The organism is Arenimonas sp., assembly GCF_044353605.1.
GTDB lineage: Bacteria > Pseudomonadota > Gammaproteobacteria > Xanthomonadales > Xanthomonadaceae > Arenimonas.
In genome coordinates, this window is sequence record NZ_JBILBO010000003.1 from 96649 (window position 1) to 111291 (window position 14643).

A 14643-nucleotide genomic window follows, 5' to 3' on the forward strand; every position below is an offset into this window, starting at 1 on the left:
CCTTACTTCTTGATGGCTTTACGCGGACCCTTGCGGGTACGGGCGTTGGTACGCGTGCGCTGGCCACGCAGCGGCAGACCGCGACGGTGACGCAGGCCACGGTAGCAACCGAGGTCCATCAGACGTTTAATCGAAATGCCGACTTCGCGACGCAAGTCGCCTTCGACCGTGAATTTGGCCACTTCCAGACGGAGTTTTTCAACTTCCGGCTCGGACAGGTCCCGGATCTTGGTGGAGGGACTGACGCCCGCCGACTCGCAGACCGATTTGGAACGGGTGCGACCAATACCATAAATGCTTTGCAGGCCAACCCAGACATGCTTCTGAGCAGGCAAATTGACACCAGCTATGCGCGCCATCAGGCGTTCTCCGTAAAAGATTCACCGCGAGGGGAATCGAAAATTATAACAGGGCTTCGGGTTAATTAAAAGTCCCGGCGGTTAATACCGCCTGAACCTGGCATAGGGAGTGTGCCTATGCTCCAGCGACAAGACCGTGGTGGCTGGCCTTTCGACCAACCGCCCCGCGCTACTCCAGCGCAGGGCATCCATGGGCTTACCCGCGCGCGAAGCTGCCGCGCGAGCCGCTCTTCAAATTGGCCTTCTTCATCAGGCCTTCGTACTGATGGGAAACCAAGTGCGCCTGAACCTGCGCCGTGAAATCCATCACCACAACCACCACGATGAGAAGCGACGTACCTCCGAAAGCGAACGGGACGTTAAACCCGGCGCGCATCAGCTCCGGGGTCAAACAGACCAGCACCAGATACAGGCCGCCGATCATGGTCAAACGTGTGAGCACACCGTCAATGTAATCGGCCGTAGCCTTTCCTGGACGGATGCCCGGAATCAGAGCGCCGGACTTCTTCAGGTTATCCGCGGTTTCCTGGGAATTGAACACCAGGGCGGTATAGAAGAAGGCGAAACCGAGAATCAGAGCGCCGTATAATAGCATATGCAGCGGCTCATTGGGCGCCAAAGCCTGCGAAACTGACTGCAGTCCGCGGAATAGCATGCCACGCCAGCCTTCGGCCTGGGCCGCATCCGTACTCATCCAGGTCGATATGGTCGCCGGGAACAGAATCAGGCTGGAGGCGAAGATGGCCGGAATGACGCCGGACATGTTCAGTTTCAGCGGGAGATGCGAGCTCTGATTCATGTAAGCCTGACGGCCACCCTGACGCCGGGCGTAATTCACGGTAATACGGCGTTGGCCGCGCTCCATGAACACCACGAAATAAGTGACGCCAAGCACCAAAGCGATAATCACGAAAATCGCGAACACGCTGATGTCGCCGCTGGAAACCTGCTGTAAGGTGCCAATCATGGCTGAAGGCAGACCTGCCACGATACCCGCGAAGATGATCAGCGAGACGCCGTTACCGATACCACGTTCGGTAATCTGCTCACCCAGCCACATCAGGAACATGGTGCCGGCAGTCAATGAAACAACCGCAGTGACCATGAATCCGACGCCGGGATCATATACTGCGCCCGGCTGTGCCTGTAGCCAGCTGACAATACCGAAGCTCTGGAAAATGGCCAAGGGAATGGCACCGAGACGGGAATACTGGGTCAGCTTACGTCGACCGGCCTCCCCTTCCTTCTTCAGCGCCTTCCAGGGTTCATACATCTGCCCCATCAGCTGGACGATGATGGACGAGGAGATGTAAGGAACCACGTTCAGCGCCAACAGGCTGAAGCGATGCAGGGCGCCGCCGGAGAACATGTTGAACATGTCCACGATGGTGCCTTTCTGACTCTCCATGAGCTGCAGCATGACTTCCGGATTGACGCCCGGTACCGGAATATAGCTGCCGATACGGAATACAATCAGGGCCAAAACCACGAACATGAGGCGCTGGCGGAGCTCGGTGAATTTACCGAGCTGGCCGAACATGGATGACGCTGAACTTGCTTGTGACAAGGGATTACTCCGTTACCGAACCGCCGGCGGCTTCAATGGCAGCTTTGGCACCTGCGGTGACCAGAACTCCCTTCAGCACGAACTTCTTGGTGATTTCACCTTTCTTGACGATCTTGGCCTGCTTAGCCTTGGCCGGAACCAGCTTGGCAGCGCGCAGAGCGGCAAAATCGATTTCGGCGATATCCAGCTTCTCCAGCTGATACAGCAGCACTTCAGCGGTGTCGTTTTTCAGCTTGGAGCGGAAACCGACTTTCGGCAGGCGCTTTTTGAGCGGCATCTGGCCGCCTTCAAAGCCCGGCTTGATCTTGCCTTTACCGGTACGGGCGAACGAGCCTTTATGGCCGCGACCGGCAGTCTTGCCGAGACCCGAACCGATACCGCGACCGACACGGACGCGCTCTTTACGGGCGCCGGGTGCGGGAGACAGGGTATTTAATTGCATATGATTTCTCCTAAGCCCGATTACGATTCAACGCGAACCAGGTAGTGCAGCTGATTGATCAGGCCGCGCACCGAAGGGGAATCCTTCAATTCACGGACATCGTTGATTTTATTCAGGCCCAGGGCCTTGACGGACAGGCGATGGCGCTGTTGGCAGCCACGCAGGCCTTTGACCAGGCGGACCTTGACGGTTTTCTCGGACATTAGACGATCTCCTCAACTTTCTTGCCGCGTTTGGCGGCAATGCGCGACGGCGACTGCATGACCGTCAGACCTTTGACGGTCGCACGAACCAGATTGATCGGGTTGCGCGAACCGATGGCCTTGGCCAACACGTTCTTGACACCGACCGCTTCGAATACGGCGCGCATGGCACCGCCGGCGATCACGCCGGTACCTTCGGAGGCCGGCTGCATGTAGACGCGGGCTGCACCGTGGCCGGACTTGACCGGATGCCACAGGGTACCTTCATTCAGATCAACGCTGATCATGGTCTTGCGGGCTTGGTCCATCGACTTCTGGATGGCAACCGGGACTTCGCGGGCTTTGCCGTAGCCGAAGCCGATTTTTCCGGAACCGTCGCCGACCACGGTCAGGGCGGTAAAGGTGAATTGACGGCCGCCTTTGACGGTTTTGGATACACGGTTTACGGCGACCAGCTTCTCGATGAAGCCGTCTTCGCTTTCCGCATTGCGGTTACGTTCGCGTTCGTTGCTGCTCATGTGAGCTCCTAATCAGTTTAAAAATTGTACGGCTTGGCCGCTTATGGTTGTATGAAACTGGGCGGAAACCGAAGTTTCCGCCGGGCACTGCTTCGGGTAAATCTTAGAACTGCAGACCGCCTTCACGGGCTGCTTCGGCCAGAGCCTTGATGCGGCCGTGGTAGCGGTAACCGGAACGGTCGAAGGCGACGCGTTCGATACCGGCGGCACGGGCTTTCTCGGCAATGGCGCGGCCGACCTTGGCGGCGGCATCGACGTTCTTGCAGTTGGCAAGACCGTTTTTGACGTCGGCCTGGACGGTCGAAGCGGAAGCCAGAACTTTCGAGCCGTCGGCAGTGAACACCTGGGCGTAAATGTGCTGACCGGAACGCAGAACCGACAGACGTGCCACACCCAGATCACGGATATGCGAACGGGTGGTTTTGGCGCGGCGGAGACGGGCAATATTCTTTTTCATGGTAGGGACCTCGAGGATGCCGAAAACCTTAATTAGGCTTTCTTAGCTTCCTTCATAATGATTTTCTCGCCGGCGTAACGGATGCCTTTGCCTTTGTACGGCTCGGGTTTACGGTAAGCGCGGATCTTGGCTGCAACTTCACCGATCAACTGCTTGTCGGCGCCCGAAATCAGGATTTCGGTCTGCGTCGGCGTGGTGATAGTGATGCCGGCAGGCGCGGTGAACACGACCGGATGCGAGAAGCCCAGGCTCAGGTTCAGATTGCTGCCTTCGACGGCGGCGCGGTAACCCACGCCGACCAGTTCCAGTTTGCGGGTGAAGCCTTCCGAGACGCCGGTGACCATGTTGGCCAGAATGGCGCGCAGGGTACCGGTCAGGGCGATGCTTTCATCGTTGGCGGGGGTCAGCAGGATCTGGCCGTTATCGACGGCAACGTCAACATTGGACGGCTTGGCGATGTTCAGGGTGCCTTTCGGACCCTTGACTTCGATGTTGCCATCGACGGACTTCAGTTCAACGCCCTTGGTGAGCGCGATTGGCTTTTTGGCGACGCGTGACATGGTGCGTTCTCCTTAGGCCACGAGGCAGATGACTTCGCCGCCGACACCCGCAGAGCGGGCCTGGCGATCGGTCATCAGACCTTTCGATGTGGAAATGATGGCAACGCCGAGACCGCCGAGCACGCTCGGGATGCCGTCTTTGCCACGGTACTGGCGCAGGCCTGAGCGGGAAACGCGTTCCAGACGCTCGATGACCGGACGGCCTTCGTAGTATTTCAGGGCGATTTCGAGTTTCGCGGCGGCTTTTTCACCGATGACACGGAAGTCGCCGATATAGCCTTCGGCTTTCAGCACGTCGGCGATGGCGAGCTTCATTTTCGAAGCCGGCATCGAGACCTGGGGTTTACCGACGGCAAGTGCGTTCTTGATGCGCACCAGCATGTCGGCGATTGGATCAGTCATGCTCATTGGAAATATCCTTGTTGATTAAAGCATCGATATCCGCGATCTTTCGATTGCGATTACCAGCTGGCCTTGCGCAGGCCGGGAACGTCGCCACGCATGGTGGCTTCGCGCAGTTTGTTACGGCCGAGACCGAACTTGCTGTACACGCCGCGTGAGCGGCCGGTGATTTCGCAGCGGTTGCGGACGCGTGCCGGCGAGGAATCGCGCGGCAGCTTCTGCAGTTTGGTGACGGCTGCTTCTTTTTCTTCGTACGAAGCGGTGGTGCTGGCGATGATCTTCTTCAGATCGGCGCGCTTGCCGGCGTACTTCTGGACCAGTTTCTTCCGCTTGATATCGCGGTTTACCATTGACGTCTTAGCCATATGTGCCTCGGATCAGTTACGGAAGGGAAAACCGAAGGCTTCGAGCAATGCCTTGGCTTCTTCGTTGGTTTTGGCGGTGGTGGTCACGGCGATATCCATGCCGCGCATCGCGTCGACGGCGTCGAAGTCGATTTCCGGGAAGATGATCTGTTCCTTGATGCCCATGTTGTAGTTGCCACGGCCATCGAAAGAGCGGCCATTGACACCACGGAAGTCGCGCACACGCGGCAACGAGATATTGATGAAACGATCCAGGAATTCGAACATCTTGTCGCGGCGCAGGGTGACCTTGCAGCCGATCGGCCAGCCGTCACGGATCTTGAAGCTGGCCACCGAAACGCGGGCGTTGGTGACAATCGGCTTCTGACCGGAGATCTTGGCCATGTCGGCCACGGCGTTTTCCAGGATTTTCTTGTTGCCGACAGCTTCACCGACACCCATGTTCAGGGTGATTTTGCTCAGGCGCGGCACTTCCATCACGTTCTTGTAACCGAACTTTTCAATCATTTTCGGCACAACGACGTCTTTGTAGATTTTTTCCAAACGGGTATTGCTCATGTCATCATTCCTCAGGCGTCAATCGCCTCACCGCTCGAGCGGAACACACGCAGTTTGCGTCCATCCTCGAGCACTTTAAAACCAACTTTCTCGCCCTTGCCCGAAACCGGGTTCAGCAGCATGACGTTGGACACGTGAATGGGAGCCTCGCGCTCGATGATGCCGCCGGCCTGGCCGGTCTGCGGGTTGGCTTTGGTATGGCGTTTGATGATGTTGATGTTCTGCACGACGACTTTTTCGCCGGCGATACGCACAACTTCACCTTTTTTGCCTTTGTCGGAACCGGCGATTACAATCACCTGGTCGCCTTTACGGATACGGTTCATAGTTCTTCCTTCGCTCAGAGCACTTCAGGGGCCAGCGAAACAATCTTCATGAACTTCTCGGTGCGCAGCTCGCGGGTTACTGGCCCGAAGATGCGGGTACCGATCGGTTCCTGCTTGTTGTTCAGCAGCACGGCGGCGTTGCCGTCAAAGCGGATCAGCGAACCGTCGCCACGACGCACACCCGAACGGGTGCGAACCACGACGGCGTCGTACACTTCGCCTTTCTTGACCTTGCCGCGCGGAATGGCATCCTTCACGGTCACTTTGATGATGTCACCGATATGGGCATAACGGCGCTTGGAACCGCCGAGCACCTTGATGCACATCATTTCCTTGGCGCCGGAATTGTCGGCGGCTTCGAGGTAGCTTTGTACCTGGATCATACTCGGTCTCCTCGTTATTCGGCGACTGCGCGGGTGATCACTTCGACCACCTGCCAGTTCTTGGTTTTGGACATAGGACGGCACTCGGCCACGCGCACCAGATCGCCTTCATTGCAGGCATTGGTTTCGTCGTGGGCATGCAGCTTGGTCGAGCGGCGCAGGTACTTGCCGTAGAGGGCATGCTTGACCTGGCGTTCAACGAGCACCGTTACCGTTTTATTCATTTTGTTGCTGACAACACGTCCTTCGACGGTGCGCAACTGCTTAGTCTTCTCGGTCATGGTAAAGGCCCTGATTACTTGGAGTTCGCCAACAGCATGTTGACGCGCGCGATTTCGCGGCGGACACGGCTGATGTCGTGGGTTTTGGCTAACTGGCCCGTGGCTTTCTGCATGCGGAGCGAAAATTGCTCTTTGTGCAGGTCCAACAGGTGGGCCTTGAGATCAGCCGGATTTTTCTGACGCAGTTCTTTAAGTTCCATTAGCGCACCGTCCGGACCACGAAAGTGGTCTGTACTGAGAGTTTGGCGGCAGCCAGACGGAACGCTTCACGTGCCGTGGCTTCCGGAATGCCTTCGATTTCATACAGCATGCGGCCGGGCTGGATCGGAGCGACCCAATACTCGACGTTGCCCTTACCGGCGCCCATGCGGACCTCGATGGGCTTCTTGGTGATCGGCTTGTCCGGGAACACGCGGATCCAGAGCTTGCCGCCGCGCTTGACGTAGCGGCTCACCGTACGACGGGCAGCTTCGATCTGACGGGCGGTCAGCGCACCGTGGGTGGTCGCTTTCAAGCCGTATTCGCCGAAGCTGACGGCCGAGGCGTTCCAGCTCAAGCCGTCGTTACGGCCTTTGAACTGTTTGCGGTATTTGGTACGTTTCGGTTGCAACATTTCAATTACCTCGCTTCACGGGCAGGACGCGAAGAACGCTGGGGAGCGGCATCTTCAACTTTTTCCTGGCCAACTTGGCTGAAGTCGAACACTTCGCCTTTGTAGATCCACACCTTGACGCCGATGATGCCGTAGGTGGTGGACGCTTCGGCGGTGCCGTAGTCGATATCGGCGCGCAGGGTGTGCAGCGGCACACGGCCTTCGCGATACCATTCCGAACGGGCGATTTCAGCGCCGTTCAGACGACCGCCGACATTGACCTTGATCCCCAGGGCGCCGAGACGCATGGCGTTGCCGACGGCGCGTTTCATGGCGCGGCGGAACATGATGCGACGCTCAAGCTGCTGGGCAATCGATTCGGCTACCAGTTGGGCGTCGAGTTCGGGCTTGCGGACTTCCGCGACGTTGATGTGCGCCGGAACGCCCATGACATCGGAGACTTCCTTCTTCAACTTCTCGATGTCCTCACCGCGCTTACCAATCACTACACCCGGACGAGCGGTGTGAATGGTCACGCGTGCCGTTTTGGCCGGACGCTCGATGGTGATTTTGGAGATGCCGGCCTGAGCCAGCTTCTTGCGCAGCATGGCGCGGACTTTCAGGTCCGCAACCAGGAACTGGCCGTATTCGCCTTTCTTGGCGAACCATTTGGAATTCCAGTCTTTGGAGATGCCAAGACGGATGCCGGTAGGATGTACTTTATGACCCATGACTGCCCTTAACCTTTTTTACCGGAACCCACCACCACAGTGATGTGGCTGGTGCGTTTGGAAATACGAGTGCCGCGGCCTTTAGCGCGGGCCATGAAACGTTTCAGGATCGGACCTTCGTCGACCATGATGGTGGCGACTTTCAGTTCATCGACGTCCGCGCCGTTGTTGTTCTCGGCGTTGGCGGTGGCAGACCACAGCACTTTGTAGATGATGTGAGCGGCTTTCTTATCGCTGAACTTCAGCAGGTCCAGAGCGCGTGACACCGGCAGACCACGGACCTGGTCGGCGACCAGACGGGCTTTCTGCGGCGAGATGCGGCTGGAGCGGAGGATAGCTTTTGCATTCATGACCTATACTCCTTATTTACCGGACTTCTTGTCGCCGCCGTGACCTTTGAAGGTACGGGTCAGCGCGAATTCGCCCAGTTTATGACCAACCATGTTTTCGTTCACGAGAACCGGAACATGCACCTTGCCGTTATGCACGGCAATGGTGAATCCGACCATTTCGGGAAGAACCATGGAACGACGCGACCAAGTCTTGATCGGCTTTTTGCTGGTGCCCGCGGTTTCCACTTTTTTAATCAAGTGGTGATCAACGAACGGACCTTTCTTTAATGAACGTGCCATTGCCTATCAACCTCTGCGATCGCGCACGATGAACTTCTGGGTGCGCTTGTTCTTACGAGTTTTGTAACCCTTGGCCGGAGTGCCCCATGGGGAGACCGGATGTGGATTACCCTGACCTGCTTTCGCCTCACCACCGCCGTGCGGATGGTCGACCGGGTTCATGGCCGCACCGCGGACGGTCGGCTTGATACCGCGCCAACGCTTGGCACCGGCTTTACCCAGTTTTTCCAGGCTGTGCTCGACGTTGCCGACTTCACCGATGGTGGCGTAGCAATCGACCGGCACTTTGCGCATTTCACCCGAACGCAGACGCAGCGTGGCGTAACCGCCTTCACGGGTAATCAGCTGGGCACCGGCACCAGCGGCACGGGCCATCTGTGCGCCCTTGCCTGGCTTCATTTCGATGCAATGCACGGTCGAACCGATCGGCATATTGCGCAGCGGCAGAGCGTTGCCGGCCTTAATCGGCGCTTCTTTGCCGGCAATCAGCTGATCGCCGACCTGCAGGCCTTTCGGCGCGATGATATAACGGCGCTCACCGTCGGCATAGCACAGCAGTGCGATGTGGGCAGTGCGGTTCGGATCATATTCAATGCGCTCAACGCGGGCAGGAATGCCCTCTTTGTTACGCTTGAAGTCGATGATCCGGTAGGCCTGCTTGTGACCGCCGCCGATGTGACGGGTGGTAATGCGACCGTGGTTGTTACGACCACCGGTTTTGGATTTCTTCTCAGTCAGCGCTTCCAGCGGACCGCCCTTATGCAGGCCGGCGGTGGAAACACGGACCATGGCGCGACGGCCAGGCGAAGTGGGTTTAAATGTCATCAATGCCATGGGTTCTGCCTCAGGCCTTTGCCATTACGTCGATCGATTGGCCTTCGGCCAAGCGAACGTAAGCTTTACGCCAGTCACCGCGACGGCCGGCGCGATTACGGAAGGACTTGTTCTTGCCCTTCACGTTCAACACGTTGACCGATTCGACTTTGACACTGAACAACGACTCAACGGCGGACTTGACGTCGGCCTTGGTCGCGTTCTGGGCTACTTCGAACACGTACTGGTTGTCTTCTTGGATCCGGGCGGTCTTTTCGGACACGCGCGGGGCGCGGATTACTTGGAGCAGTTTTGCGGTGCTCATGCCAGCCACTCCTCTACTTTCTTGACGGCTTCAGCGGTCATGACCACGTGCTGGGCACCGACCAGAGCGGCCGGATCCAGTCCCTGGACGTCGCGGATCTGCACGTACGGGATGTTGCGGGCGGCCAGATACAGGTTTTCCGAACCGCTTTCAGTGACGATCAGCGGGCTGCCGACCTTCATTTCAGCAAGCTTGGCAACCAGGGCCTTGGTTTTCGGCTCGGCAACATCGAGGCTGTCGACCACGGTCAGACGCGACTGGCGGTTCAATTCCGACAGGATCACGCTGATGGCGGCGCGGTACATCTTCTTGTTGACCTTCTGCTCGAAGCTACGTGGCTTGGCAGCAAACGTCACGCCACCGCCGATGAAAATCGGAGCGCGATAATCGCCGTGACGTGCACCGCCGCCCTTCTGCTTCTTGAATTTCTTGGTGGTGCCTGAAACTTCGGCACGCGACAGCTGCGCCTTGGTACCGGCACGACCGGCGTTGCGGAATGCAACGACGACCTGATGCACCAGATCACGATTGAATTCGCGACCGAAGACCGCGTCGGAAACCGACAGGGCTTGGGCGCTACCTACTACTGAGAGTTCCATGATTTGACTCCTCAACCCTTGGTGCCGGGACGGACGATGAGATCGCCGCCGGGGGCGCCCGGAACAGCGCCGCGAACCGCAATCAGACCGCGCTCAGCATCGACTTTGATGACTTCGAGGTTCTGCGTGCTTTGGTTCACTGCACCCATGTGGCCGGACATTTTTTTGCCCGGGAAAACGCGACCTGGGGTCTGACGCTGACCAATCGAACCCGGGGAACGATGGGACAGCGAGTTACCGTGGGTAGCGTCGCCCATTTTGAAGTTGTAACGCTTGATCGTGCCTTGGAAGCCTTTACCCTTGGTCACGCCCTGCACGTCAACGATCTGACCAACCGAGAAGATGTCGGCTTTGATTTCGCCGCCCACTTCGAAGTTGCCGAGATCTTTGGCATCGACACGGAATTCCCAAAGACCGCGACCCGACTCCACTTTCGCCTTGGCGTAGTGGCCGGTCAGCGGCTTGCTGACCAAAGAGGCGCGCTTGGCACCAGCAGTAACCTGCACGGCTGAATAGCCATCGGTCTCGGCGGTTTTGATCTGGGTAATGCGATTCGGGGTGGCTTCGATCAGCGTTACCGGCACAGACTGGCCGTCTTCAGTGAAGACGCGGGTCATGCCGGCCTTGCGGCCAACCAAACCTAATTGATATTTAACGGTCATGTCCTACCTCAGCTCAGCTTGATCTGGACATCGACGCCAGCGGCGAGCTCGAGCTTCATGAGCGCGTCGACGGTCTTGTCGTTCGGGTCAACGATATCCAGCACGCGCTTGTGCGTACGGGTTTCGTATTGGTCGCGCGCGTCCTTGTCGACGTGCGGCGAAACGAGGATGGTGTAACGTTCGATTTTGGTCGGCAGCGGAATCGGACCGCGCACTTGGGCGCCGGTACGTTTCGCGGTTTCGACAATCTCGCTGGCTGAGCGATCAATGAGACGATGATCGTACGCTTTCAGCCGGATTCGGATTTTTTGATCCGCCATGGCGAATTCCTTCAGTTATAAAGAGCGACAGAATCGGGAACACAGACGGTCCCGACCCCCTAAAAAAGCTCAGCTGATCGATACCTGATCCACTGAGCCGGTAATTGTAATACGCGCGAGAGCTGTCTGTCAACAGCGCGAACCCGTATCTTTACCCGTCCTGGGTGCGAACTCGAGGTACATCCTTGTCCTCATTTCGCTTGTGTTCAGCCGGCCGAGGCCGGCTGAGGGCAAATCAGTTACTTGATGACTTTGGCCACCACGCCGGCGCCGACGGTACGGCCGCCTTCGCGGATCGCGAAACGCAGGCCTTCGGTCATGGCAATCGGGGCAATCAGGCTCACCACCATCTTCACGTTGTCACCCGGCATTACCATTTCCACGCCTTCCGGCAACTGGCAAGCGCCGGTCACGTCGGTGGTGCGGAAATAGAACTGCGGACGGTAACCTTTGAAGAACGGAGTATGACGGCCGCCTTCGTCCTTGCTCAGCACGTAAACTTCGGCTTCGAAGTCGGTGTGCGGGGTGATCGAACCCGGCTTGCACAGCACTTGGCCGCGCTCGACGTCGTCACGCTTGGTGCCGCGCAGCAGCAGACCGGCATTGTCGCCCGCCTGACCCTGGTCCAGCAGCTTGCGGAACATTTCCACGCCGGTCACCGTCGTCTTCTGGGTCGGACGGATACCGACGATTTCGATTTCTTCGCCGACCTTGATCACGCCGCACTCGATACGGCCGGTCACCACGGTGCCGCGGCCCGAGATCGAGAACACGTCTTCCACCGGCATCAGGAACGGCTTGTCGATTTCACGCTGCGGTTCCGGAATCCAGGTGTCCAGAGCGTCGACCAGCTTGATGATCGACGGAACGCCGATTTCCGATTGGTCGCCTTCCAGCGCCAGACGGGCCGAACCGGCGATGATCGGAGTGTCGTCGCCCGGGAAATCGTACTTGCTCAGCAGTTCACGGACTTCCATTTCGACCAGCTCGAGCAGCTCGGCGTCGTCGACCATGTCGGCCTTGTTCAGGAACACCACGATGTAAGGCACGCCAACCTGGCGCGACAGCAGGATGTGTTCGCGGGTCTGCGGCATCGGGCCGTCAGCGGCCGAGCACACCAGAATCGCGCCGTCCATCTGGGCAGCACCGGTAATCATGTTCTTCACATAGTCGGCGTGTCCCGGGCAATCCACGTGCGCGTAGTGACGGTTTTCCGATTCGTATTCCACGTGGGCAGTCGAAATCGTAATGCCGCGCGCTTTTTCTTCCGGAGCCGCGTCAATCTGGTCGTAACCCTTGAACTCGCCGCCGAAACGCTCCGCGCCGACCTTCGTCAGGGCTGCAGTCAGCGTGGTCTTGCCATGATCCACGTGGCCGATGGTGCCCACGTTCACGTGGGGCTTGGTACGTTCGAACTTACCTTTTGACATGTCAGTTAATCCTTAATATTCAATAAATTAAGATTTTTTCATCACGGCTTCGGCGATATTGGTCGGCGCCTCGGCATAGTGATCGAATTCCATAGTGAAGGTGGCGCGGCCCTGCGACATGGAGCGCATCGCGGTGGCGTAACCGAACATTTCACCCAGCGGAACCATGGCGTTGATGACCTTGCCCGACGGCGTGTCATCAGAACCCTGCAACAGGCCGCGACGACGGGAAAGATCGCCCATCACATCACCCATGTAGTCTTCCGGGGTAACCACTTCGACTTTCATGATCGGTTCGAGCAGCGCCGGGTTGGCTTTGTTGAATGCTTCCTTGAACGCCATCGAGCCGGCGACTTTGAATGCCATTTCGTTGGAGTCGACGTCGTGGTAAGAACCATCAACGGCACGGATTTTGATATCAACGACCGGGAAGCCGGCCAGAACGCCGTTTTTCATGGCTTCCTGGATGCCCTTGTCGGCGGCAGTCACGTATTCTTTCGGAACCACGCCACCGACGATGGCGTTTTCGAACGAATAACCGGCACCGCGTTCCTGCGGTTCCATCTCGATCACGATGTGACCATATTGACCACGACCGCCGGACTGGCGAACGAACTTGCCTTCCTGCTTGACGGCCTTGCGAATCGCTTCGCGGTAGGCTACCTGCGGCTTGCCGACGTTGGCTTCCACGTTGAATTCGCGCTTCATGCGGTCAACCAGGATTTCCAGATGCAGCTCGCCCATGCCGGAGATGATGGTTTGACCGGACTCTTCATCGGTACGGACGCGGAACGAAGGATCTTCCTGGGCCAGACGGCCGAGGGCGATACCCATTTTTTCCTGATCGGCTTTGGTCTTCGGTTCGACCGCCATCGAGATGACGGGCTCCGGGAAGATCATGCGCTCGAGCGTGATGACGTGGTCCATGGAGCACAAGGTGTCACCGGTAGTGACGTCTTTGAGGCCCACGGCGGCAGCGATGTCGCCGGAAAGCACTTCCTTGATTTCCTCGCGCTCATTGGCATGCATCTGCAGAATACGGCCGATGCGCTCTTTTTTGCTCTTGACCGGGTTATACACCTGGTCGCCTGCATTCAGGGTGCCGGAGTAGACGCGGAAGAAGGTCAGCGAACCCACGAACGGGTCGGTCATGATCTTGAATGCCAAGGCAGAGAACGGCTCTTTGTCGCCGACCTTGCGGATGGCTTCCTGCTCTTTCTCGTCGATACCCTTGACCGGCGGACGGTTATCCGGCGACGGCAGGTAATGCACGACGGCATCGAGCATGGCCTGCACGCCTTTGTTCTTGAACGCGGTACCGGCGAACATCGGGATGATTTCGCAGGTCAGGGTACGGGCACGGATGCCTTCCATGATCTGTTCTTCCGACAGCTCGCCGTTTTCCAGATAGGTGTTCATCAGGTCTTCGGAGGCTTCAGCAGCGGCTTCCACCATGAATTCACGCATGGTTTTGCATTCATCGGCCAGATGGGCCGGAATCTCGCCATAAGTGAAGGTCGTGCCGTTATTGGTCATGTCCCAGATGATCGCTTTCATTTTCAGCAGATCAACCACGCCTTCGAAGTTTTCTTCGGCGCCGATCGGCATCTGCATCGGGACCGGATAGGCACCCAGACGCGCTTTCAGCTGCTCGACGACCTTGAAGAAGTTGGCACCGGTGCGGTCCATCTTGTTGACGAAGGCCAGACGCGGCACGGAGTACTTGGAAGCCTGGCGCCAGACGGTCTCGGACTGCGGCTGCACGCCGCCGACGGCGCACAGCACGAATACCGCACCGTCGAGCACGCGCAGGGAACGTTCGACTTCGATGGTGAAGTCCACGTGTCCGGGGGTGTCGATGATGTTGAAGCGGTGCTGCTGCATCGACTTGTCCATGCCCGACCAGAAACAGGTCGTGGCTGCGGAAGTAATGGTGATGCCGCGTTCCTGCTCCTGCTCCATCCAGTCCATGGTGGCTGCGCCATCATGCACTTCACCGATTTTGTGGTTCACACCGGTGTAGAACAGAATGCGTTCAGTGGTTGTGGTTTTGCCGGCATCGATATGAGCCATGATGCCGAAGTTGCGATAACGATCAATTGGGGTGGTACGTGCCAC

At 58.0% G+C, this 14643-nt stretch carries 25 protein-coding genes; all 25 read right to left on the bottom strand.

Translation table 11 applies throughout. The features are described from left to right. Positions 1-2 precede the first annotated feature (2 nt). A complete protein-coding gene (gene rpsM / locus ACIQ1A_RS02870; protein ID WP_395769568.1) occupies positions 3-359 on the bottom strand; it encodes a 30S ribosomal protein S13 in 357 nt (118 codons plus the stop codon). Positions 360-555: 196 nt separating this feature from the next. After that, a complete protein-coding gene (gene secY, locus ACIQ1A_RS02875) occupies positions 556-1899 on the bottom strand; it encodes a preprotein translocase subunit SecY (RefSeq protein WP_395769671.1) in 1344 nt (447 codons plus the stop codon). A 31-nt stretch (positions 1900-1930) separates the two neighbouring features. Further along, on the bottom strand, positions 1931-2368 hold the full coding sequence (gene rplO / locus ACIQ1A_RS02880) for a 50S ribosomal protein L15 (protein WP_395769569.1): 438 nt from the start codon (positions 2366-2368) through the stop codon (positions 1931-1933). Between the two features lie 20 nt (positions 2369-2388). Further along, a complete protein-coding gene (gene rpmD / locus ACIQ1A_RS02885; protein ID WP_297799320.1) occupies positions 2389-2571 on the bottom strand; it encodes a 50S ribosomal protein L30 in 183 nt (60 codons plus the stop codon). After that, on the bottom strand, positions 2571-3089 hold the full coding sequence (gene rpsE, locus ACIQ1A_RS02890) for a 30S ribosomal protein S5 (protein ID WP_297799318.1): 519 nt from the start codon (positions 3087-3089) through the stop codon (positions 2571-2573). Before rpsE ends, rpmD begins: the two co-directional genes overlap by 1 nt. A gap of 103 nt (positions 3090-3192) precedes the next feature. After that, entirely contained in the window at positions 3193-3546 is a 354-nt protein-coding gene (gene rplR, locus ACIQ1A_RS02895; RefSeq protein WP_297799316.1) for a 50S ribosomal protein L18, read from the bottom strand. A 32-nt stretch (positions 3547-3578) separates the two neighbouring features. After that, positions 3579-4106: a 50S ribosomal protein L6 gene (gene rplF / locus ACIQ1A_RS02900; RefSeq protein WP_395769570.1), complete on the bottom strand. Its 528-nt coding sequence runs from the start codon at positions 4104-4106 to the stop codon at positions 3579-3581. A 12-nt stretch (positions 4107-4118) separates the two neighbouring features. Next, entirely contained in the window at positions 4119-4514 is a 396-nt protein-coding gene (rpsH, locus tag ACIQ1A_RS02905; protein ID WP_297799312.1) for a 30S ribosomal protein S8, read from the bottom strand. A gap of 53 nt (positions 4515-4567) precedes the next feature. Further along, complete coding sequence (rpsN, locus tag ACIQ1A_RS02910; RefSeq protein ID WP_395769571.1) at positions 4568-4873, bottom strand: 30S ribosomal protein S14; 306 nt, start codon at positions 4871-4873, stop codon at positions 4568-4570. Between the two features lie 12 nt (positions 4874-4885). After that, positions 4886-5431: a 50S ribosomal protein L5 gene (rplE, locus tag ACIQ1A_RS02915; protein ID WP_395769572.1), complete on the bottom strand. Its 546-nt coding sequence runs from the start codon at positions 5429-5431 to the stop codon at positions 4886-4888. Between the two features lie 11 nt (positions 5432-5442). Then, positions 5443-5757, bottom strand: coding sequence for a 50S ribosomal protein L24 (rplX, locus tag ACIQ1A_RS02920; protein WP_395769573.1), 315 nt, complete (start codon positions 5755-5757; stop codon positions 5443-5445). Between the two features lie 14 nt (positions 5758-5771). After that, entirely contained in the window at positions 5772-6140 is a 369-nt protein-coding gene (gene rplN, locus ACIQ1A_RS02925) for a 50S ribosomal protein L14 (protein ID WP_188448695.1), read from the bottom strand. A 14-nt stretch (positions 6141-6154) separates the two neighbouring features. Further along, entirely contained in the window at positions 6155-6421 is a 267-nt protein-coding gene (gene rpsQ, locus ACIQ1A_RS02930; protein ID WP_395769574.1) for a 30S ribosomal protein S17, read from the bottom strand. 14 nt (positions 6422-6435) lie between these two features. Further along, on the bottom strand, positions 6436-6621 hold the full coding sequence (rpmC, locus tag ACIQ1A_RS02935) for a 50S ribosomal protein L29 (RefSeq protein WP_297799302.1): 186 nt from the start codon (positions 6619-6621) through the stop codon (positions 6436-6438). Continuing rightward, positions 6621-7034 carry a 50S ribosomal protein L16 gene (gene rplP, locus ACIQ1A_RS02940; RefSeq protein WP_188448688.1) on the bottom strand — a complete coding sequence of 138 codons (414 nt, stop codon included), beginning with the start codon at positions 7032-7034 and terminating at the stop codon, positions 6621-6623. Before rplP ends, rpmC begins: the two co-directional genes overlap by 1 nt. Before the next feature lie 5 nt (positions 7035-7039). Then, the gene (gene rpsC, locus ACIQ1A_RS02945) at positions 7040-7744 is read right to left on the bottom strand and encodes a 30S ribosomal protein S3 (RefSeq protein ID WP_297799298.1); all 705 of its coding nucleotides are present in this window, start codon (positions 7742-7744) and stop codon (positions 7040-7042) included. 8 nt (positions 7745-7752) lie between these two features. After that, positions 7753-8094 (bottom strand): 50S ribosomal protein L22, encoded by a 342-nt coding sequence (gene rplV / locus ACIQ1A_RS02950; protein ID WP_297799296.1) that lies wholly within the window; start codon positions 8092-8094, stop codon positions 7753-7755. 12 nt (positions 8095-8106) lie between these two features. Beyond that, positions 8107-8376: a 30S ribosomal protein S19 gene (gene rpsS, locus ACIQ1A_RS02955; RefSeq protein WP_395769575.1), complete on the bottom strand. Its 270-nt coding sequence runs from the start codon at positions 8374-8376 to the stop codon at positions 8107-8109. 6 nt (positions 8377-8382) lie between these two features. Beyond that, a complete protein-coding gene (rplB, locus tag ACIQ1A_RS02960) occupies positions 8383-9210 on the bottom strand; it encodes a 50S ribosomal protein L2 (protein ID WP_297799292.1) in 828 nt (275 codons plus the stop codon). 10 nt (positions 9211-9220) lie between these two features. After that, complete coding sequence (gene rplW, locus ACIQ1A_RS02965) at positions 9221-9514, bottom strand: 50S ribosomal protein L23 (RefSeq protein WP_297799290.1); 294 nt, start codon at positions 9512-9514, stop codon at positions 9221-9223. Then, entirely contained in the window at positions 9511-10113 is a 603-nt protein-coding gene (rplD, locus tag ACIQ1A_RS02970; protein ID WP_297799287.1) for a 50S ribosomal protein L4, read from the bottom strand. The genes rplW and rplD overlap by 4 nt, the downstream gene beginning before the upstream one ends. An 11-nt stretch (positions 10114-10124) precedes the next feature. Then, the gene (gene rplC, locus ACIQ1A_RS02975; RefSeq protein ID WP_395769576.1) at positions 10125-10775 is read right to left on the bottom strand and encodes a 50S ribosomal protein L3; all 651 of its coding nucleotides are present in this window, start codon (positions 10773-10775) and stop codon (positions 10125-10127) included. An 8-nt stretch (positions 10776-10783) separates the two neighbouring features. Further along, positions 10784-11095 (bottom strand): 30S ribosomal protein S10, encoded by a 312-nt coding sequence (gene rpsJ / locus ACIQ1A_RS02980; RefSeq protein ID WP_188448671.1) that lies wholly within the window; start codon positions 11093-11095, stop codon positions 10784-10786. A 239-nt stretch (positions 11096-11334) separates the two neighbouring features. Next, positions 11335-12525: an elongation factor Tu gene (tuf, locus tag ACIQ1A_RS02985; protein ID WP_395769577.1), complete on the bottom strand. Its 1191-nt coding sequence runs from the start codon at positions 12523-12525 to the stop codon at positions 11335-11337. Positions 12526-12552: 27 nt separating this feature from the next. Next, complete coding sequence (gene fusA / locus ACIQ1A_RS02990; RefSeq protein WP_395769578.1) at positions 12553-14643, bottom strand: elongation factor G; 2091 nt, start codon at positions 14641-14643, stop codon at positions 12553-12555.